We start from the raw sequence: 19500 nt of genomic DNA, 5'->3' as shown, positions 1-19500 counted from the left end.
TTTATTTTTAACATTGCTCATACTTCAAATTATTGAAATATGGATCAACTTTTGATTTTCAAATTTTTTAACGGGGGGAATCCAGGTGATGACCTGAACTGGTGAAAATTCTTCAAATTAAGAAGATTATAAAAGTACGGAATTTCCGGTTGATTAAATAATATAAGCTATTGAAATACAGCCGGTTTCTATTTTTTATTGAATTCGGTCGCGATCTGTTCCAATTCGTTATACCATTCCGTACCATATTTCCTGATAAGGGCATCCTTTACGAATTTGTAAATAGGTACCTGTAATTCCTTTCCAAGGCTGCAGGCATCATCACAAATCTCCCATCTATGATAATTGATGGCTGAGAATGAACTGTATTCCTGGATCCTTACCGGATAAAGATGGCAGGAAACCGGTTTTTTCCAATCGATCTCTCCGGCGTTGTAGGCCTCTTCGATGGCGCAAAGAGCAGTTCCCTTATCATCGAAGTTCACATAGGCACAATCTGCACCGTTGATAAGCGGAGTCTCTATTTCACCATTTTCCCTGGTGATATATACTCCCTGTTGGTTGATGGCGTCAATACCTTCCTTTCTCAGGAAAGGCTCTACCTTGGGATAGATCTTTTCGAGTATTTCCCTTTCTTCGGGTTCCACCGGGGCACCGGCTTCACCATCTATACAACAGGCTCCTTTGCAAGCCGAAAGGTTGCACACAAAATCATTCTTGATGATCTCTTCTGAGACCAGAGTTTTACCTAATTGAAACATGCTGCAAAGATAATTTTATAGGGCGGAGAAGGAAGTAACTTGAGAATAAAATTTACACAAATTTAACGTGGCTTAGGTATTGGTAATCAGATGGGAAAAATTACTTTTGCCGGCTATTTTAAAAAGAAGAATGCTATGTTAAAGGTATTTGATGTCAGGCAGATATTTACAGCAGGTATGGTTTTGTTTGCAGTGATCGATATTATAGGCAGTATTCCTATCATTATTGATCTAAGAAAAAAGTTAGGGCATATACAAAGCGAAAAGGCTTCGGTGGTGGCCGGAATCATCATGGTGGTCTTTTTGTTCGTAGGTAAGGAGATCCTGAATCTTATCGGGATCGATGTGAATTCGTTTGCCGTGGCCGGATCTTTCATTCTGTTCTTCCTGGCGCTCGAAATGATCCTGGGCATTAGTTTGTATAAAGACGATGCTCCTGAAACCGCGTCGATCGTGCCCCTGGCATTTCCATTGATCGCCGGTGCCGGTACCTTAACATCGCTGGTCTCTTTGCAAGCCGAATATGAAATGGCAAATATCATTGTTGCTATCTTTATCAATATTATATTTGTATACCTGGTCCTGAAATCTTCCGCAAAAATCGAGAAGGTACTGGGAAGCCAGGGTATTAGTGTAATTAGAAAGATTTTCGGAGTGATCTTACTGGCAATCGCCGTTAAGCTCTTCGCCGAGAATATTCAGAGTTTATTTTCATGAAATATTTTATATATACCATTATTTTCCTGGCCCTTGTCTTCATAGGTATCAGTGTAAGCGTGCTTGATTTTAGTAACCTGCTGGTAGACGAAAGCGGTCAGGCCATGATCGTTATCCTTGCGAGTCTATGCGTAATTGTACTTATGCTTATTCTATTGGTTTCCCGTGGGATCGAAAAAAAGCGTCAGTAAATTATGGATTTTGATGTTTTGATCATAGGTGGAGGTGCTGCGGGATTATCCTGCGCCCTCGTCATTGGCTCTGCTATGGAAAATCCTTACGCCGAAAATAAGAAGGCAGGAATTATCCTTCACCAAAAAGCTTCTCATCTCAATTCGGCTCTGCTGAACAATGCCTTCGGAATAGCCCCCGGCACCAGTGGCATGGATGTATTATCCAGCGCTGTTTCTCAGCTGGAGGAGCTCTATCCAAAACTTCAAAGGATCGAGAAGGAAAAGGTAAAGGAAATCCAGGAAATTGAGGGCGGTTACCGGGTTATCACCAATAAAAAAGAGTACTCGGCAGCAAAGGTCGTTTTAACGATTGGCTATAACAGCCCTTTCAGGATAAAGGGTTTGGAAGCATACCTTATTCCCCATAAAAAGGCGAAACCCACTAAGAACAGGGTTCAGTTAAAGAATGATGATCACCTGGTAAAACCGGGGCTTTATGTGGCCGGTACATTGGCGGGCTGGAGGAGCCAGGTTGTAATTGCCAGTGGTAGTGGCGCCTCAGTGGCTACAGATATACTTACCGATTGGAACAAAGGTGAACATACCAAGGTTCACGATAAGCTAGCTTAGGAAAAGATACAGGCTTGGTGGAACGCTAATAGCTGCGATTATCAGGAAGCTTTGCTGGAAGTTTCTGTAAAGCAGGGCTCTTTTAAGTTGCCTGGTAAATTCCGGATCTTCGTTAAGTACGATATGCCTTTTTAATACTTTCCTGGAAACGTTGGAAGATTGCACTAATATGTCCTTTTTCAGGAATAAAAGAGTGCTGTTATCCAGAAGTCGGAATATCACTGCTATGATGAACAGAAACAAGGGTATGAAAAGCCAGTAGGAAGACAGGAAATTCAATATTTAATTAAACAAAAATTTAAATTATTCAATTTCCTCAGACAACTCGATTACTTTTTCAATTATTCGGTCATCTTCATTTAAATATCGTTGAAATGCATTAGTTCCGAAAAGTTGCTGAGCCATTTCGGCCTTTAGATACTTCTTTAGTAGCGGTTTGTGTTTTTTAACGTTCAGGTTGATTCTAAGGTCTCTTTCAAGGAGAATATATGTTTCAAAACCATCGATCATTTCTTCTGTTATCTCTATTTCCTCCACAAAATCTTCCCGGGAAACCGAATTATAATACTGCCGGTCCCTTTCCAGGATGTCGAATACAAAACGACTCATATAGCCGCTTCTAAGGAGGAAATTGATCTTCTCCTTTTCAGAATCGGTATACTTTGGAACAAACACATCAGGAATGATTCCGCCGCCTCCGTATACGGTTTTTCCCTCAGGAGTGGTGAATCTTAGCGAATCGTTAACCTCGATATTGTCTTCGTTGCTCAGTTCTCCATTCTTATAACGCCGCATATAGTCGTTAAAATAAGACTCATTGCCGAGATCATATGGTTTTTGAATGGATCTTCCGGTAGGCGTATAATACCTGGCAATGGTTAGTCTCACTGCGCTGCCGTCGCCTAACTCCATTTCCCGCTGAACCAGGCCTTTTCCATAAGATCGGCGACCAACAATGGTTCCAACATCATTATCCTGAAGCGCTCCTGCCACGACCTCACTGGCAGAGGCCGAATTTTCATTGATCAGCACGAAGACCTTTCCATTCTCGAATTCACCTTTCCTTTGAGCATAGGTTTCTTCGATGGCTCCGCTTTTGTTTTTGGTAAAAAGTATCAGTTTCTCTCCGCCTATAAACTCATCGGCGATATTAATAGCTTCAGAAAGATATCCCCCGGGATTATCCCGCAGGTCAAGAGCGATTTGTTTGGCTCCCATCTTTTTGAGTTCTGATATGGATGTTTTGAATTCGGCGTAAGTGGTTTCCGAAAAACGGTTCACCTTGATGTAACCAAGATCATCGGTAAGCATATAGGCAGCATCCACGCTTTTTAAGGGCACTTTGCCCCGCTTTACGTTAAAGGTTAGCATGTCTTTAAGACCTTTGCGAAGCACTTTCAAGGTTACTTTGGTATTTTCTTTTCCTTTTAACTGGTTGGTGATGGAATCATTGCTGATGCCGGTATTGAAGAGCCTGTTGCCATTGGCATACAGAATACGGTCTCCACCTCGAATACCAATTTTTTCGCTGGGACCTCCCTCCAGAGCCTTTATGACCACAATGGTGTCTCCAACATTGTAAAAACTAACGCCAATTCCTACGAAATCACCTTTCATATTATCGGTGACAGCCGCATATTCCTCTTTTGGGATATAAACGGAATGCGGGTCGAGATTCTCCAGGATCTTGTTAACGGTGATATCCACGATGCTATCGGTGTTCACATCGTCTACATACTCATAATCGATATAATCGATGAGCCTGTTTAATTTCTGTTTTTTGGGATTGGCAGAAAATAATTCATCAGACGTATCAAAATTCATCCGTGCACCAAGGATAAGCCCTGCGGCGCATGCAATGCTAATTAATAAGGGTGTGAATATTTTATTTCTGCCTTTCAATCTTCCAGTTCTGTTATTTGTTCCAATTCAACCCCGGCCTTTCTTAAAAATTCAAGCCCGGAATTATCTTTATAGTCAATGTGATAAACCAGTCTTTTTATACCAGATTGGTGTATCAACTTACTACATTCCTTACAGGGTGACATGGTAATATATAGGGTTGCATCTTTACAGGACTGTGTAGAACCGGCGACTTTCAGGATCGCATTGGCTTCGGCATGCAGTACATACCATTTGGTGTAGCCTTCCTCATCTTCACAAAAATTCTCAAATCCTGTAGGTGTCCCATTGTACCCGTCAGAAATTATCATTCTATCCTTTACAATTAACGCGCCAACCTGTTTTCTATTACAATGTGATAATTTACTCCATTCTCGTGCAATTCTCAAATAGGCTTTATCAAATTTTAGCTGTTTTTTTTTATTCATGAGACATAAAAGTGTATTGCTGCAGAATTTATCAATAAGCTGCAAATTAAAAGATTATTGGAAAAAAACTGCTAACAGCTCCCTAATTTAAAGTGCCAGGTAAGTTTCCTGGAGAATAGGCAGGACAATTCCTATAACTAAGGAAGCAGTGACCAGGATCCAGTCTCTTTTGGAGACATTGAATATATTCTGGCAAATAAAGCCTATGATCATTACGGCCAGCACCACAATGACCTGGGCAATCTCGATTCCCAGTGCAAATTCAACCAATGGCAGGAATTTGGATTCTGAGGCCGATGCGATCATTTTGAAATAAGAAGAAAAACCGAGTCCATGAATCAACCCAAAGAAAACGGTCGTGATGTATAGCATGTTAAAGTTGGTGTTCTGAACCTTTTTCCCGGCAGTAAAAATGTCGAATATCGCCGTGGCTATTATGGTAACCGGGATCAGGAATTCCACATAATCACTTGCGACCCGAACTATTTCATAAACCGAAAGGAAAAGCGCCAAGGTATGCCCAATGGTAAAAAGCGTCACTAACCATAAAACGCGTTTCCAGGTAGAAAATCCATAAGCTGCTACCAGAACAATCAAAAATAGCACGTGATCGTATGCCTGCCAGTCCAGTACGTGGTCCAGGCCGAGTCTAAAATAGAGCCAAAATTGGGACATAGTTCAGTATTTGTCTGAAAAGAGCCGAAAATACAACATAATAAGATTATGACAAAACCCTGAAATTGGGCATTTAGGTAGATGATTTTTAGGTTTTCAGGAATTATTTATACCGTAGCGATAGTGAAAAATACCTCCAAAAGGGTATTTCAGGAATCTATTCAATAGAGTAATTTGCTCATCCTTTTAATTCAAGGATGGTAAGCTTTGGTTAATAGGAATATGTGTAGGGTATATTTCTATTTGTAGGGTTTAATCAATTTCTAGATAATAAGTTCCAGAACTTACCAATAGTAAACTTTTGAACCTCCGGTTATGCCGGAGGTTTTTTATTCTGAAAATGTTAATTCAAAAAAGCTTTGCTGGCCAAAGCTTATAAAAGTCGATCTTAAATTTTATATTTACCCATCCAATACAAGCTTTCCGGCGATGAGTAATGATTACAACAAGTTGTCTGAATACTGGAAAACTAAGTATTCAGATGAGATTAGTAAATATAGATCATACCAGGTTACCGAAGATTTTAAGCAAATGGCGGCTATGTTCGCCCCTGGAAATTCATATTATTATGTGATCAATTTCCATGATTTTCAGCTAGAACATATTTCAGATTCGGTTATCGAGTTTGCTGGTAAGCCCAAAGAAAAGGTCCAGCTCGAAGATTTGCTTAAACTGGCAATTCGTGAGGAATTAGGGCGTATTGAATTAAAGGAAAAGGTGGTGAACGATTTCTTTACCCGTTTCCTGGACAGGGATAAATTACGCGAATATAAGTTGATATATTCCTATAAAATGAAAGACGCTTCGGGAAAGATCAGGTCTATGCTGCACCAGACCACTGTTATGAGCACAGCCGAAAACGGAATGCCAGAACATGTTTTTTCAGTCCACACCGATATTTCCCATTTAAGGATTAGCAGCTGCAATGACGTATCTTTTGTTAGTTTAAAGGGAGAAAAGAGCTATTTTAATGTGAATACCGATAATGGTTATTTTGACCCTTCCTTTTGTGAGTATGAAAATAAAGACCTGCTGGATCGCCTTTCGGAAAGAGAAGTTCAGATCATCAAATTGCTGGCAAATGGAAAGAGCGCTGCCGAAATAGCAAAGGAATTCAACCTTTCAGAACACACCATAAAAACCCACCGAAGAAATATCCTGAACAAGAGCAACTGCTCCAATACCGCGGAACTGGTAGCGAAATGTGTGACCGGAGGAGTGCTTTCGATTAGCCTTAATTAGTCTGTGCCGATTATCAATCTTTAAACTTGCCTTTCGTAAGTATATATAACCGTTAGGCAGAATTAAGACAACTTCAAAGCATCCTTGATTATCCCCTTAAAAGGGTATTTAATAGAATCTTAGAATAGCTTACTTTAGGGCTTGAATTGTGGCTCTTTTTGCTGAAAGGCAGGCTACTATCCACAAATTGATGTTGTGTTGCTTGATTTATTTTTCGACCTTAGGTCATCGAAAATTTACTAACCAAACCAATTATTATGCAAATCTATGATCCTATTGGCGTTTATAAGGCCAAAAAAGAGGATGCCAAAAAACTCAAAGTAGACCTCGGAATTATCCTTCCTTCAGAATTTGATTCCGAAGAAAAAAAATACAGGGTAATGATTCTTGACGCTATTGATATATCCAATGGTGGCCATAATGGAATGTTCTTGGCTATTAGAATTGAGAATAAAGAAAAACAGGAAGTAGGAGATTTGTCCAATGGAAAATATCCGGTCGTCAATGAGGTTAAATTTGACTTGCCAATTGAAGAATTCGAGGCTTCTGTAGAGAAAAGCCATGTGATCATATTTCATAGCAATAACTTCACTTTGAAAGGGAATGAAGCTGTTGTGCAAAACGCCAGGGATTTTGTGAAAAATCATGGTTATAATACAGACGTGGTATTTGGGAGATCTGAAACTCAAAAAGAAATTATTTATCAGCCTGAAACTGCTGGTGGAGGGATTTTAGTTGGAACCGGAGGTTAAATTGAAGATCTCTTTTAAAATATTGGTAGCCCTATTCGGGCTCCTTTGGACTGCTACTTCCTCTTTTTCCCAGGATTCTGAATTCAAGGCTATTGATAGTCTTATTAAGGCCCGGGAAACCGAAGAGGCTACCCAGATTTTGAACCAGGTCGATACCACGCAGCTGGATGCTTCAGAAAATGCACGTTATTATTTGCTGACTGCCCAATTACATAGTCTGAAGAACAACGCCGACGATAGTTACCAGAATTTCCTGATCGCTAAAAAGAAGTATACGGCACTGGATAGCCTGGAACAGGCTGCGAAAATAAATTTGCAGATCATCCCGCTGCTCACGTCAAGTAGGAATAAGGACCTGGATCCCCAGCCATATATGGATGAGTACCTGGAATATGCCAGGGAAAAAAATGATCCTGCCATGCTCGCAAAGGCCTATATGCAGCTGGGGACCATCTTTATCAATACCGATGTTCAAAGAACCATTCAGTATTACAAACAGGCGAAACGGGAGAATTTAAAGACCGGCGATTCGCTGATGAATGCAAAGATCCATCATAACCTTGGTGTAGCTTTTGGGGAAATGACACCAGAGAAAGATTCTGCGATGTACCACTATGAGATCGCATTGAAAGAATATAAAAAACGCGGTTTAACCGATTTCATTTCTTATATCTATAACAACAAGGCATCCATTTTTAAACAGATCAGGGAATACGATTCGGCAATCGCCTATTATAAAAAGGCCGAAGCGATTGCTTCGAAGGAATTCGAAAAGGAGAATAAAAGACTGCTTTATAATCATATGGCAAATGCCTATGAGCTGAAAGGTGATTTTGAAAATGCCTATAAGTATCTTGACCTGGAAAAAAAGTACCAGGACAGTATTCAGCAAAGCGAGCAGAATAAGGCCATGCTGGATATTCAAACCAAATACGAGGTTGAGAAAAAAGAAAATGAGAATCTGCGCCTTAAGCAGAATCGAATCTGGCTGCTTGGTGCCCTAGCCACTCTGCTGCTCATTCTGCTGGTGGCATTACTTGCCTATAAAAATATCAGGTCAAAAAAGAAAATCATTGAAAAAGAGGTCGAGGTACAAAAGCAAAAGCTTGAGAATTTATTAAAGCAGCAGGAGCTTGCAGGCATCGATGCGATGATCGAAGGCCAGGAAAAGGAAAGACAACGAATCGCGAACGATCTTCATGACAATCTGGGAAGTCTGCTGGCTACCTTAAAACTACATTTTCAGAATATGAAAGTTCGAAAAGACCGTTTAAAAGAAGAGGAAGACCGGCTAATTCATCAAACCGATATGTTGCTGGAAGAGGCTTACCAGGAAGTGAGAAATATTGCACATACAAAGAATGCAGGGGTTCATGCCCAGGAGGGCTTGCTGCCGGCCGTCAAGAATTTCGCCAGCAAGGTTTCAGCTTCCAATAAACTCATAATCGAGGTGGAAGACAATGGGATGGATGAACGACTGGAAAATTCCCTGGAAATTCTTATTTTCAGGATCATCCAGGAACTTATCACCAACGTGATCAAACATGCCGAAGCTTCTGAAGCCAGTATTTCTATTACCCATCACGGGGATGAGATCAGCATTATGATCGAGGATAACGGGAAGGGCTTTGAGCCTGCTAACCTAAAACCAAAGGAAGGAATGGGTATCTATTCCATTCAAAAAAGAGTGGAACATCGTGGGGGTACAGTAGACGTTGAAAGTATTCCTGGAAAAGGAACCTCTGTAATCATAAATATGCCAGTGTCATGATAAAACTCGCAATTGCCGAAGATCATACGGCGCTTATAGACGGGATAAGAGTCTTCCTTGAGTACGAGGAAGATGTGAAATTTCTCGGTTCGGCTGGAAATGGGAAGGAGCTGCTGGAACTGGTGGAAAATACCAGGCCTAATGTGGTGATCACCGATATCAGGATGCCTGTTATGGACGGAATCCAGGCTACCGAGCAGATCAAAAGGCTGGATCCCGAAATAAGGGTCATCGCATTTACCATGTTTGACCAGGATAATGCTGTTGAGCAAATGCTAAAGGCTGGCGCCGATGGATATATACTTAAAAATGCGAGTTTAAAGGAATTGTTGTTCGCCATCCGGAAAGTTTATAAGGGAGAAGCTTATTATGATCCTAATATCAACACCGATTCCACTAAAAACGCCGCAGAAAAGAAACCTATCCTCACAAACCGGCAGCGAGAAATTTTGAAGTTGGTTGGAGAAGGGAAAACAAACCAGGAAATAGCCGATGCCCTGTTCATTGGAAAAATGACAGTAGCGACCCATCGAAAGAATATGATCAGGAAGCTCAATTTACAGGGAGCAGGTGAACTGCTGAGGTACGCAGTGGAGCGTAAATATGATTTCGATTAACCTGTGATTATGAGCAAAAAAAAAGGTCCTGCCACTGGCAGGACCTGACGAAAATCGAAAATAATCTTCTTTTTTATTGAATAGCTGGAGTCTCCTGCTCAACTTCAACAGCAGAAGAGTCTACTTCCTCTGTCATTTCTACTTCCTCGATCTCCTCGGCCTCAGTAGTCATTTCAAGGTTAGCTTCTTCGATTGTAGCTGTTTCTTCAACTGTTTCTTCAGTAGTTTCAGCTTGGTCGTTACGACATGAAGTTACAGTGAACATAGCAAGTGCAAGAGCACCAAAAATTAGTTTTTTCATTTTTATGATAGTATTAAAAACGAGCGAATATATGTCAAAAAGAAATACCAAAATCAAACAGATATAAAATTATTTACGATAACGATTTCGCTATAAAAAACTGAGCCCAAGTTATTTAGGAGTCCGTTTTAAAATTGAAGCTTGTAATTGTTGCAGTCCAAATCGGGGTAGTTTTTGTAAAATAATTATTAACCATCTGGATCATGCCAGAAGAATAAATTATCCGGGCAAACATTGGTGGTAAGTGGCTTATATTCAGTTAATTTGATTACATTCATAGGGTGATATTTAGGGCATTGCCTGTTCTGGTACTTGGTTCTATTAATTAAATGCTTTATGAAAGCAGCGGTTCGCTCCCAATATGGTCTTCCCGAAGTTCTTACTATTGAAGAGATTGAAAGGCCTGTTGCCGGGGACAACGAGATTCTTGTAAAAGTTTTTGCTACTACCGTCAACCGAACGGATTGTGCTAATCTTACCGGGAAACCTTATGTGGTACGAATCTTTACGGGTATAACGGCTCCTGTTAAAAGAATTCCAGGTACCGATTTTGCGGGTGAGATTGTTGAGGTAGGAAAGAATGTTAGTGATTTCAGGTCAGGTGACCGGGTGTTTGGTTTTGATGATAATGGGCTTTCAAGTATGGCCGAATTCACAAGTATTCCGGTTAAAAAGGCCATCACCAAGATACCTGAAGGTATTTCATTTGAGGAAGCTGTGGCTTCGGCCGAAGGAGCTCATTATGCCATAAACTTTATCAACAAGGTGAAATTAAGAGCCGGTGAAAAGGCCCTGGTCAATGGCGGTACCGGTGCAATTGGGTCGGCTTTGATACAATTGCTCAAATTCTTCGGGCTTAAAGTGGTTGCAACAGGGCCCACCGGGCAGCTGGATAAATTAAAGGATCTTGGTGTAGAAAGACTAATAGATTATAAAATCGATGATTTTGTTCAGGACAACGAGAAGTTCGATTATGTGTTTGACGCAGTTGGGAAGAGTGACTTCGGAAAATGTAAACGGCTACTGGTTGACGACGGGATCTATATTTCTTCTGAATTGGGCCCTTACTCCCAGAATCCTTTCCTCGCTATTACCACAACATTTTCTGAAGGAAAAAAGGTTAGGTTTCCGTTGCCACAGAACACAACAGCTAGTTTAAAATTGATCTGCGGGCTTTTAAAAAGTGGAGATTTCCGTCCTTTAATCGATAGAAGTTTTGACCTCCAAGATGTGAAGGAGGCATTTTCATATGTGATGACCGGCCAGAAGATCGGGAACGTAATTTTGAGGGTCAAAGATTGAAAAACGGGTAGGTTAGATCGGCGCTAAGAATCCAGGCATTATCTGTAGTTATGAGAAAAACTTTTCTTTTCATTTTTCTGAACCAAATTTTTTATATTTTTGCCGTCCATAAGCTCGAGTGGCGGAATTGGTAGACGCGCTGGATTCAAAATCCAGTTCTTTCGGGAGTGTGGGTTCGATTCCCACCTCGAGTACTTAAAAACCCTTATAAGCTCAATGTTTGTAAGGGTTTTCTGTTTTTAGAGTAACAAAATAGTAACGAAAACTATTTTTTATAGACTGGTTTATTTCGCTTTTAAAGCTTTATCCGCTTTAATATTCTAAATTCAAATTTGCTATTTAACAAACAAACCAATTACTAAACCTATACCGATTAAGACTAAAACAATGTTTAGAATTCTCAATGTTTTCAATTCTTTAGATTGTATTTCAAAACGTTCTTTGATTTTATTTTCCATTAAGTTAAAATTGGAATCAAGACTATTTTGAAATGCTCTTTGTATTTGAGTTCCCTCATTTCTTATTTCAACTTGAATATCAGATTTATGTTTCTCAAGTCTGGTAATAATTGTTGAATCAAGATCCTTTTGAAAAGATTTATTGTCTTTATAAATCTCTGCAATTTTCTCTTTAAGAAAGTTATTGGTAACCTCCAGCTGTTCAGTGTTTTTTGCGGTTTGCTTTTTTATAACTTCACTTACAGAGTTTAAATTATTATTATTCTCTTCTATTAGCTCAAGATTTTGACTAATATTGGATTGAAGTGCGCTTATTTCAGAATAAACGGTTGTAAAATCTTTTAACTGGTTGGAGTTATGCTCCAATTCGGTTACCACGTTATCCAATTTTTCTAAATCCATATTCCATATTTTTATTAATTATTTTAAGTCTCTTATTATAATGAATGAGTATAGTTTCTGTGTCTCCTAATTCTTTTGCAAATCTTATTTTTTCTTCTTCTGTTTTACTATACTTATACAAGAGATTCAATAAAATAGATTTCCCGTTATTGTTAATCTTTTTTGATAATTCTAGTATTTGATCGATAACATAATCAAATTGTGATACCTCATATTTTGAAATAACCTCGAATGCTTTTGAAAACCTTTGTTCTTCAATTTGATTCAATGATTCTTTTAATAGTAAACTGGTTAATCCTTTTATCAGATTTAAACCTGTGTTAGATTGAAAACTCTCAATAAACCGTTGTAAGTTACCTTTTAAGTCAATTAAAGAATCATTGTTTATAAAGTTGTTGTGTTCATCATAGAAAACCTCAAACCATTTTGAAATATCCTTATTATTGTTTTCGGCAATATGTTGTAAAATATATGTTGAGTCTGTGAACTTGAAATATGCTTCCAAAGATTTCTTGAAGGACTCTTTTCCTTCAATCGTATCATCATATTTTAAACAATTTTCATAGACATTTTTCAATGACTCTCTTCTGTTTGTTCCAAACTTATCATAAGACCATTGTAGTAATATTTTTGCTAGACGCTCGAATTTAGAAAGATCGACATCGTTCAAAATACTGGTGTATTTTACTCTGTCAGGATGGTAGTCAAATTCAAAATCATCGACGTATTTTTTAATAAATTTGAGTAGGGTTAATTTTATACCTTCTTCCGTGAAATTTCGATACGTCACTGTAAAACCCCATTAAAAAAATCATCAACAGTCCAATCTGATATGATGCCTAAATTAGATAGACGATAAATAGCCTTTTCAACTTTCGCTTTATTTGATGCTAATTTTCGAGCATAAACAACTTTGGTGTTTCCTGGCTCTGAATATGTATTATGTAGGAGTGTTATAAGTTTTAATTCTTTTGAAATCGATTCTAACCCGTTTTGATATAAAAAAATTTGGCGAAAAACATCTTGACCATCCCACTTTACTTTATCTGTTAATTTTTGAATATCTTCATAGGTCGAGTCTGGATTAAAAATGGTTTCAACGTCCGTTTCTGGGTTTTCCTCAGTTAGCAAAACATAGCATTTTGCATCATTTCTATCTCTTCCAGCTCTTCCTGCTTCTTGGTAAAGAGACTCCATCGAAGCGGGCATCCCATAATGTACAGTAAAGCATATATTTTTTTTATTGATTCCCATACCAAATGCTTTGGTAGCTGCCAGTAAAGGGAATTTATTTTGTTTGAATTCGTCCTGGACCTTTACTTTATAATTTTCAAAATCTAAGTCGCTCTTATAATTTTTTGGTTTAGAGCCAGAATAGAACTTAATTGGTCTATTAAAATTAGTAGTAAGCTTTTGCGATAGATCAAAACAGCCATTTAAGCCATTTACAAATGGTGTGAATATTAAGCCACTTTTAGGGTTTTCGGAATCTGAGTCAAAAATTTGGTCATTTTGGTCGTGGTAATCTATTATAGATAGAACCTCATTATATTTATTACCATTATCATTGATTACTATAAACTCTAATTCTGGTCGAGTATAATCAGTTAAGGTTTTTATATTTTTTTGATCTGTATTAAATTCTAATTGAATGTCTTTAAGTACATTAACCGAAGCAGTAGCAGTTAATCCTAAAAAGTTTATGGTAGGGCAATATTTTTTTATCGTATTTGATAAATTTAGATAAGAAGTTCTGAAGTCGTGTCCCCATTCTGATAAACAATGAACTTCATCAATTACAGCATATGAAAAATTTAACTGGGAATTTATTGATGTTAATCTTTCTCTGAAATCTTTGGTTTGAAATCGTTCTGGTGAGATGAAAACGAAAAAGTATTTTCCGTTACTATAGTTATCTAGTATTTCTGTCCTTTCAGGACCCGTAACATCACTATTTATTGATTCAATATTTTGGATATAGGCTTGATCAAGATCTTTGATTTGGTCATACATTAGAGATTTAATTGGGCACACTACGAAGCTTATGCATGGTTGTAAAAAACAAGCAAGCTGATAAGTCAATGACTTTCCTCCACCCGTTGGTAGCAAACCAATTGTTGTATTGTTTTCTAATATGTTTTGAATTATTGAAATCTGACCATTATTGAATTTATCATATTCAAATATATTTTTAAGAAAAAACTCCAAATTTTCTAAATCATCGGATTCTTCATTAAAAACGAGTTTGTAATTGAACTTAGTAGAAGTACTGAGTCTAAAATAATTTACCCTATCTAGTTTGTTTTTATTTCGATTATGATATAGGTCTAAATAATCAGTTCTTACATAAATAATATCTTCATTCAGCGAATTTTCGTCCGTCCAACGCTGCAGAAGACTAAAATCTAATTTTACACAATCTTCACTACTGAAGCTTTGAACATTCTTAATTTCAAATTTGGGTTCTTCGAATTTGATTTTTTGGAGTTTCAATAAGTGATGAAACCATTCAAAAAGATCTTCTATTGAATGGTTTTCATAGCCATTAATATCTCGGTTTTTAATTTCAAATATCCATTTCTCATCATCGAGACTTATTCTGCCGTTTTCGAGTAATTCAAGGATGAAAACCTGGAAACGAATAATAGCTGTGGGAAATAATTTCGTCTTTTTAATTCTCTCTGGAATCTCGGAGTAATGGAGATTAAAATTTGTCTTGTAGAGATTTAAAAACCTAGAGTATTTTTCGAGTTGGTGTTTTATCTGAGCTATTTTTTCAAAATAGATTTCATTTCTTTCCTCCAGATCTATTGTGTTGATTCTGACCGTTTCAATTTTTGAAAGTGAAAGATGATCGTCTCTTATAGTATCTACAACTCTACCCACTTCCTCCTTATGCTGCTGCCCATCTATTTCAATTACCAAATTCGCCTGTGGTAGGAAAAAATCTACGCATTGATGTTTGAAATTCTCATCATTCTTTTGAGTGATTTGATTAATTTCAATTTCCGGAATTATAAGTTGTTTAATAAACTCATAATCTGATAGGTCTTCATTAATTCTTTGTTCTAAAAATGTTCTTGCAGGAAAGTAATTATTCTTTTCATCTCCTTTAATGGTATTATTCCATTTTAAGCTTGAATTATTAATTAAAACAAATGGTTTTTTAAATTGGTTTTTGTCTTTGTGTATTGAACCATATATACTCTGTAAGTATTGGCTCATTAAGGTGGGCTTTCCTCTTTGAATTAAGTTTTTTATGATGAGAATCGCAGGTAGAAATTGCGATTCTTTTCTCGGGCCATCTAGATTTTGAATAACAAAATTATGGTTTGTGTAAGAATAATTAGCAGAATAATTTTTCATCATTTTATTAAATCCATTCTAGGCTGAGATTATTTTTTAAAACTATGAAATCTAGCATCATACTTTGAATGAGATATTTCCGTAGTAAACTGAAGTAATTCTTAGTTCTAATTTTTGTGTAATTCCTTTTCCCAATATAAATATTCAAATATTTCTAAGAATTTAACTGTATTAGCAAATTCTGATCTTTTCACAAAGATTTCTAACTTTTTAGATGAAGGAACAAATATGTTTAAATGATTTACTTGTTTATCGTAATCTAAATAGTCAAGATTAAATGAACCTAAAATATCCTCGCCATATTTTTCATTTTTTAACAACCATTTCTTTAATTCTTCACGTGATTGTACGATTTCTCTATAATGTGATAATTCTTGCTCAAAATAATTTTCGAATCTATGCAGAGAACATAATTTTTCGAATTCAAGATATAAATCCAGGAATCTTTCTTCTGGCTTAGGCTTTATTTCATCAGGCAATTTGAAACACTCTTCACCATTTTCTATGGATTTAAGCATTATGATTTCTCGATAGGGATGATAATACTTCAATAGCCAAAATTCTATTTTGGCTATTAATAGTACCTTATCCTTTTTAATCCAATTATTTAATAAATCAATCGCTTGGGTGGCAATGTCCAACGTTAATTATTCAAGTTTTAAATTATCTATCTGAATCAATTTTTTGATAACCAATAAATATCATAATCTTCACCTTGAGCTTCTGTTATTTGTGCAGAACCAATTTTAGTCATTAGATTATTCCATTCGATTTCAGCATTGCTTCTTGCAAATTGACCTTCATTAAATTTTTCTACAATTACTGAATATAGTTTTTTATGGTAATTTATCTCAAATAGCAATGTACAATCAGAATTTTCACATTTAGAAAGAAGTTCACCTCTTTTAGGTAAGGGAAAAAGTTCTTTCAAATAGGCATTAGAAAGCATACCTAATTCGCTGGAGTTAAATGTTTGTTTTTTCATATTAAAATCCATTAAAGACGGATAACAATCCCATTTTATAAAATTTATCGAAATTATTTTTGTGCTCTACAGTTGGTCTTAAATCATAACCATTATTATCTCGTAGGTAAACTCCAAAAGCTCCTTGAACATTATATTTATCATCCAAAAAGCATTGGGGAACACTATCCATGGAAAATAATAAATCGATGTCAAGTCCATTCGAATTTAAAGACTTATCGAATTGCATAGCATGTAAGTGTGGATAAGGTCCAATTTGGTCAATTATTGATTGAGGGAGCCCTTTAGCTTTTAATTGATACATTTCCTCAACTTTCTCCACTGTTTCTCTTGAGAAGGCTGCTATTACTGCACTTTCCTTCAAATCCATAAATTCGACTTCGAATTTATTCGGTGTTTTCAAGTTTAAAGATTTATACTCTTCTTTAAATTCATTTAAAACTGTTATAGTAAATTTATCAGGGTTTAAAAAGCCTCTTTTAATAAAGCTATAAAAACCTATTGGTTTAAAATACATGCCAGTTTTATCACTACAAAGTAGCTCTAAATTAATCGTCCCAAATTCCGTTTTAAATAATCTAAATGTCATATCTGGGTTGTCTACAGGAGACTTCTCATTTCCTGATTTGAATTGTGATTTGACTTTCTTTAAAGTTTTTTCATCAAATAAAACAGATAACATTTCTTCTTTAATTGTCATACTATGAACTTATTTAGTTAGTAAAGGGGGTTTCAATTTTGAAACGGCTCAAATGAATCCCATATATGATGTTTTTAAATTTTGAATACTTTTAGATACGACCTAGTCAAATGGAAATTAGCGGAGTAGGGTATGCTGAATTGTTACTTTAGACCTGGATTATTGGCCAAGTTAATTATTTTCTTTCTAACGGTATTGGCTATTTATTACGAATTACCATCATTCTCAAGTTTTTTTTATCAATTTATTGAGATCCTCCATTCTTAGCCAAGGTCTTTTCTTATGCACCATTCTATGACAATTAGCGCAAAGCATTGCAATATCCTCAGTTTTTGTTTTGTGGCCAGCTTTCATTGCTCTAACTGGAATTGTGTGGTGAGCTTCTATAAAGTCCACTCCGACATCTCCGTATTCCTTTTCAAAATCAAATTCACAAACTTGACAAAATAAGCGACCATGTTTGGCCTTAAAGTTCTGTTTAGCGACTTGAATTACTTTTGAATTGCGTTCACGAAATTTATGTCTTCTTTCAACAATTTTTCCTTCAGGAAATTCACCACCCAATTCAGCATTTACTTTAAATTCCCTGGATAAATGGAATTTCCAATATTTTCTTTTCTTTTTATATGGTTCAACCCCGAGATCTTGGCAATAGTTTAGAAATGCTTTTTCGAGGTTTTCATTCGAACTGAGCTTCTGTTCTAGTATTTTTTCAATGACGACATTTGTATCTCGTCCATCTTTATCTGAATTCAAATGTTTGTCTAAATTATTGTTTTTATAGCCGACAAATCTGCTTGGTGCGAACCTTAATTCTTTTTCAATTTCGTAAGCTACAAAACAAACACCAGCACGAAGAAGATCTATTGTGGTGTCATTTTCAAAATTAGATCCTTCGGTTAAATAGAATTCAATTGTTTCTAGATTTTCTTCAAGTTGTTTAGGGCTATTTATAAGTTTCATTAGCTTGTGGATGACAGGTTAGATCCAACCAAATATATTCATATATAAGAAAACCTTATTCGATAAATTAATACTATATTATTTTAATGTAGTAATAATAGAATATTACATTATAACTTTATAATATTATTGTATTGAAATAATATTGCTTTATAATATTGTAGGAATACATTATTATTATAAAATTGAGTTGCGAAAATTTTTCAGATTATGGAGTATCTGGAGAAGCAAGTTTTCATTTTAGTATTACTAAAATACAACTTGCAGTTCTCATTTTACTCAGTTAAAAGATTGCTTTAGTCCGACTAAAGAACATCTTGCAATTTCCATAACACTGAAATGAAAAGATAAGTTTCGTCCCACGAAAACACATCTTGCAATTTGTAATTTACCTTCATTTTCGTCCCACGAAAATACAACTTGCAACTTCCATAACACTAAGAAGATTTTCAGTTTTTTTGGATCACTAAAAAATGGAATTTGAAATTGATGATTTAGTTATTAGTGGGAATTATAGATGAAACAGTTATATTGCTCCAGGAAATCAAACGGGCTATAATATTTAATAATGGGACACCCAAAAGTCTTTTTCAGAATTGAAGAATTAAATAATCTTCAAGAGCAGTACTCAAATGACAAAGAAATAATTGATAATCAAGTTGATCATTTTTTGTCAAACGTAAATAGTAAGGAAGGACTATATTACCAAATAAGCTTATTGGACAATTCCCAAGAGTACTTTGATTCATTTAAAAATACAGCTTTAGCAATAGAGAACTTTGGAAAATCTTCAGTTTTAAATAACAGGCCATTGTATGCGGATCCTTTTTCCTATGTGTATAATTCCGGATTTGATCTGTCTAATCCTGAAACTCTATTTTATTTTACAATTGGACTAGGAGTTCTTTTCGTGATTTTACTCTTTACCAAGTTAAAAGACTTAAAGAAGTTTGTATTTCTGCTTGTCATAATTTTTAGTGGGTGGAATGCTTATAATTATTATGTAGCCGAACCAGAATACATAGCTCAAAAAAAGGAGTCTTTAGACTTAGATGAATATAAAGACCGGAAACTAAAGAGAAAAGCTACAGATAAATTCGTAGAATATTATGAACCTATCCAAAGATACAATAGCCGAAAAGTTTATACTTATGATGTGGAGGGATCTGATGCTAATGATGACGATGTTCATGGAACAGTTGAAACTTCAGGTAAATATGGAGAGGGTATAATAACTGATTCCTATGGAAACGAAATTGAGATAGAAACTGAATGGGTTGATAAAGGGGAACTAATAGGTCGAGATAAAAATGGAAACGAATATTACATGAGTGTTTCCCATTAAATTTAGGGAC

Annotated in this window: 22 protein-coding genes and 1 tRNA gene; 10 read left to right on the top strand and 13 right to left on the bottom strand. The window is 36.2% G+C overall.

Annotation, left to right across the window (positions count from 1 at the left end):
• Positions 1-188 precede the first annotated feature (188 nt).
• Positions 189-761: a DUF3109 family protein gene (locus MKO06_RS03930; protein WP_241549356.1), complete on the bottom strand. Its 573-nt coding sequence runs from the start codon at positions 759-761 to the stop codon at positions 189-191.
• A gap of 135 nt (positions 762-896) precedes the next feature.
• Between MKO06_RS03930 and MKO06_RS03925 the strand changes: the two genes are divergently transcribed.
• From MKO06_RS03925 to MKO06_RS03915, 3 genes are read left to right on the top strand one after another with little or no spacing between them, the layout of a single operon-like run.
• Complete coding sequence (locus MKO06_RS03925; RefSeq protein WP_241549355.1) at positions 897-1478, top strand: MarC family protein; 582 nt, start codon at positions 897-899, stop codon at positions 1476-1478.
• The gene (locus MKO06_RS03920) at positions 1475-1669 is read left to right on the top strand and encodes a hypothetical protein (protein WP_241549354.1); all 195 of its coding nucleotides are present in this window, start codon (positions 1475-1477) and stop codon (positions 1667-1669) included. Before MKO06_RS03925 ends, MKO06_RS03920 begins: the two co-directional genes overlap by 4 nt.
• Positions 1670-1672: 3 nt before the next feature.
• A complete protein-coding gene (locus tag MKO06_RS03915) occupies positions 1673-2281 on the top strand; it encodes an NAD(P)/FAD-dependent oxidoreductase (RefSeq protein ID WP_241549353.1) in 609 nt (202 codons plus the stop codon).
• On the opposite strand, the gene MKO06_RS03910 is transcribed toward MKO06_RS03915, so the two are convergent.
• From MKO06_RS03910 to MKO06_RS03895, 4 genes are all read right to left on the bottom strand, one after another.
• Positions 2273-2560, bottom strand: a complete 288-nt coding sequence (locus MKO06_RS03910) for a hypothetical protein (protein WP_241549352.1) — start codon at positions 2558-2560, stop codon at positions 2273-2275. The two genes, MKO06_RS03915 and MKO06_RS03910, sit on opposite strands and share 9 nt — an antisense overlap.
• Positions 2561-2584: 24 nt before the next feature.
• Positions 2585-4183, bottom strand: coding sequence for a S41 family peptidase (locus MKO06_RS03905; protein ID WP_241549351.1), 1599 nt, complete (start codon positions 4181-4183; stop codon positions 2585-2587).
• Positions 4180-4611 (bottom strand): deoxycytidylate deaminase, encoded by a 432-nt coding sequence (locus MKO06_RS03900; RefSeq protein ID WP_241549350.1) that lies wholly within the window; start codon positions 4609-4611, stop codon positions 4180-4182. The genes MKO06_RS03905 and MKO06_RS03900 overlap by 4 nt, the downstream gene beginning before the upstream one ends.
• Before the next feature lie 87 nt (positions 4612-4698).
• Entirely contained in the window at positions 4699-5286 is a 588-nt protein-coding gene (locus tag MKO06_RS03895; protein ID WP_241549349.1) for a HupE/UreJ family protein, read from the bottom strand.
• A gap of 429 nt (positions 5287-5715) precedes the next feature.
• Here MKO06_RS03895 and MKO06_RS03890 point away from each other — a divergent pair, with 429 nt between their 5' ends.
• From MKO06_RS03890 to MKO06_RS03875, 4 genes are all read left to right on the top strand, one after another.
• Positions 5716-6528: a response regulator transcription factor gene (locus MKO06_RS03890; protein ID WP_241549348.1), complete on the top strand. Its 813-nt coding sequence runs from the start codon at positions 5716-5718 to the stop codon at positions 6526-6528.
• 257 nt (positions 6529-6785) lie between these two features.
• Positions 6786-7280 carry a hypothetical protein gene (locus tag MKO06_RS03885; protein WP_241549347.1) on the top strand — a complete coding sequence of 165 codons (495 nt, stop codon included), beginning with the start codon at positions 6786-6788 and terminating at the stop codon, positions 7278-7280.
• 22 nt (positions 7281-7302) lie between these two features.
• Positions 7303-9051: a tetratricopeptide repeat-containing sensor histidine kinase gene (locus MKO06_RS03880; RefSeq protein WP_241549346.1), complete on the top strand. Its 1749-nt coding sequence runs from the start codon at positions 7303-7305 to the stop codon at positions 9049-9051.
• Positions 9048-9668, top strand: coding sequence for a response regulator (locus tag MKO06_RS03875; RefSeq protein WP_241549345.1), 621 nt, complete (start codon positions 9048-9050; stop codon positions 9666-9668). Before MKO06_RS03880 ends, MKO06_RS03875 begins: the two co-directional genes overlap by 4 nt.
• 73 nt (positions 9669-9741) lie before the next feature.
• Here MKO06_RS03875 and MKO06_RS03870 read toward each other — a convergent pair whose 3' ends face one another.
• Positions 9742-9969, bottom strand: coding sequence for a hypothetical protein (locus MKO06_RS03870; protein ID WP_241549344.1), 228 nt, complete (start codon positions 9967-9969; stop codon positions 9742-9744).
• Positions 9970-10305: 336 nt separating this feature from the next.
• Here MKO06_RS03870 and MKO06_RS03865 point away from each other — a divergent pair, with 336 nt between their 5' ends.
• Both MKO06_RS03865 and MKO06_RS03860 read left to right on the top strand, forming a co-directional pair.
• Positions 10306-11271, top strand: a complete 966-nt coding sequence (locus MKO06_RS03865) for an NAD(P)-dependent alcohol dehydrogenase (RefSeq protein WP_241549343.1) — start codon at positions 10306-10308, stop codon at positions 11269-11271.
• A gap of 112 nt (positions 11272-11383) precedes the next feature.
• Positions 11384-11465, top strand: a tRNA-Leu gene (locus MKO06_RS03860).
• A 141-nt stretch (positions 11466-11606) separates the two neighbouring features.
• Here MKO06_RS03860 and MKO06_RS03855 read toward each other — a convergent pair.
• The 7 genes from MKO06_RS03855 to MKO06_RS03825 form a co-directional block, all read right to left on the bottom strand.
• Entirely contained in the window at positions 11607-12131 is a 525-nt protein-coding gene (locus MKO06_RS03855; protein WP_241549342.1) for a hypothetical protein, read from the bottom strand.
• Entirely contained in the window at positions 12109-12801 is a 693-nt protein-coding gene (locus MKO06_RS03850; RefSeq protein WP_241549341.1) for a hypothetical protein, read from the bottom strand. Before MKO06_RS03850 ends, MKO06_RS03855 begins: the two co-directional genes overlap by 23 nt.
• A 116-nt stretch (positions 12802-12917) precedes the next feature.
• Positions 12918-15500: a RecQ family ATP-dependent DNA helicase gene (locus MKO06_RS03845; RefSeq protein ID WP_241549340.1), complete on the bottom strand. Its 2583-nt coding sequence runs from the start codon at positions 15498-15500 to the stop codon at positions 12918-12920.
• A 104-nt stretch (positions 15501-15604) separates the two neighbouring features.
• On the bottom strand, positions 15605-16138 hold the full coding sequence (locus MKO06_RS03840) for a hypothetical protein (protein ID WP_241549339.1): 534 nt from the start codon (positions 16136-16138) through the stop codon (positions 15605-15607).
• A 35-nt stretch (positions 16139-16173) separates the two neighbouring features.
• Positions 16174-16482 (bottom strand): hypothetical protein, encoded by a 309-nt coding sequence (locus MKO06_RS03835; protein WP_241549338.1) that lies wholly within the window; start codon positions 16480-16482, stop codon positions 16174-16176.
• Between the two features lies 1 nt (position 16483).
• Entirely contained in the window at positions 16484-17182 is a 699-nt protein-coding gene (locus tag MKO06_RS03830) for a hypothetical protein (protein ID WP_241549337.1), read from the bottom strand.
• Between the two features lie 225 nt (positions 17183-17407).
• On the bottom strand, positions 17408-18145 hold the full coding sequence (locus tag MKO06_RS03825; protein WP_241549336.1) for an HNH endonuclease: 738 nt from the start codon (positions 18143-18145) through the stop codon (positions 17408-17410).
• 568 nt (positions 18146-18713) lie between these two features.
• On the opposite strand from MKO06_RS03825, the gene MKO06_RS03820 reads away from it, so the two are divergent.
• Positions 18714-19490, top strand: coding sequence for a hypothetical protein (locus tag MKO06_RS03820; protein ID WP_241549335.1), 777 nt, complete (start codon positions 18714-18716; stop codon positions 19488-19490).
• Positions 19491-19500: the final 10 nt, after the last annotated feature.

Origin of the sequence: Christiangramia oceanisediminis (assembly GCF_022570735.2) — a bacterium.
Classification (GTDB): Bacteria; Bacteroidota; Bacteroidia; order Flavobacteriales; family Flavobacteriaceae; genus Christiangramia; species Christiangramia oceanisediminis.
This window is presented reverse-complemented; position numbering and strand designations above follow the sequence as displayed.